The sequence below is a fragment of the Brachyspira sp. SAP_772 genome (assembly GCF_009755885.1).
GTDB lineage: Bacteria > Spirochaetota > Brachyspiria > Brachyspirales > Brachyspiraceae > Brachyspira.
The window spans coordinates 1-1,364 of sequence record NZ_VYIX01000015.1 but is presented as its reverse complement, the minus strand read 5'-3'; the positions used below and the strand labels follow the sequence as shown (position 1 = coordinate 1,364).

The following is a 1,364-nucleotide window of genomic DNA, read 5'->3' as shown; positions in this document are numbered from 1 at the left end:
TATAAAAGGAACTTTATCAAATATAAAAACTAATGCTAAAATTTTTTCTTATGGAGATTTTAATTTTATAGTTGGYGATTATGATGAAGTAAAAAGAATATTAGAAGAGTATAAAGAGTTTATAATGGATTATTATTTAGAAAATGACAGAAGAAACTCTGGAGTACCTACATTAAGTTATTTTGATGTTAATGCGAGAATTGAGCCTGGYGCTATAATAAGAGACAAAGTAAAAATAGGCAACAATGCTGTTATAATGATGGGAGCTATTATCAATATTGGTGCTGAAGTAGGAGAKGGCACTATGATAGATATGGGTGCTGTATTAGGCGGACGTGCTATTGTTGGTAAGAATTGTCATATTGGTGCGGGTGCAGTATTGGCTGGGGTGATAGAGCCTCCTTCTGCTAAGCCTGTTATAGTAGAAGATAATGTTGTAATAGGRGCTAATGCTGTTGTATTAGAGGGTGTTCATATTGGTARGAATGCTGTTATTGGTGCGGGTGCTGTTGTTATAGAAGATGTGSCTGATAATCAAGTTGTTGCTGGTAATCCTGCTAAAGTTATTAAAGAGAAAGACAGTAAAACTATTGATAAGACAAAATTAGTTGATGATTTAAGAAAATAATTTTAAATATTTTATACTATTTTCAAATGATTGCATTTTTTAATTTTTGATTTTTTATAAATATAATTTATTAATAAATATTATTTTGTAAAAAATTAAAATTTTAATGAAGTGCAATCATTTTAATTTATTGTTTTTATGAAGGTTTGAAAYATGCAAAGTTTTAATTTACAGCTTCCTACCAAAGTTATATTTGGAAAAAATGCTCAAGATAGTACTGTTTCAGAAATAAAAAAATTAAATGCTAAAAAAGTATTTATAGTTTATGGCTCTAATAGAATAAAAGAAAATGGGTTATTAGAAAATATAGAAAACATGTTAAAAAAAGAGAATATTGATTATACTTTTTTTAATAATGTAAAAGCWAATCCWYTACTTTCTCATGCTAGAGTTGGAGTAAAAAAAGCTATAGAGTTKAATGCTGATTTAATTTTAGGGRTAGGCGGAGGAAGCGTAATAGACACTGCAAAAGCAATAGCAATAGGAGCAGCTAATCCTGATGTTGATATTTGGGATTTTTGGACATACAAAAAAACTCTAGAAAAAACTATTAATGTAGGATGCATAGTTACAATTTCTGCTGCAGGAAGTGAAACTAGTACATCAGCAGTGCTTACTAATGATGAAACTTTAGAGAAGAGAGGACTTAATACAGAGTTTAATCGCCCAAAATTTGCTATAATGAATCCTTGTTTTACTTTTACTTTGCCTTATTATCAAGTGGCATGCGGAATAG

Annotated in this window: 2 protein-coding genes; both read left to right on the top strand. The window is 29.4% G+C overall.

The genetic code is table 11. The features are described 5' to 3' along the window. A partial coding sequence (gene dapD / locus GQX97_RS12200; protein ID WP_157152206.1) for a 2,3,4,5-tetrahydropyridine-2,6-dicarboxylate N-acetyltransferase occupies positions 1 to 628 on the top strand: 628 nt, incomplete at its 5' end. Between the two features lie 153 nt (positions 629 to 781). Then, positions 782 to 1,364, top strand: a 583-nt coding sequence (locus GQX97_RS12195; protein WP_157152205.1) for an iron-containing alcohol dehydrogenase, incomplete at its 3' end; no start/stop codon positions are given.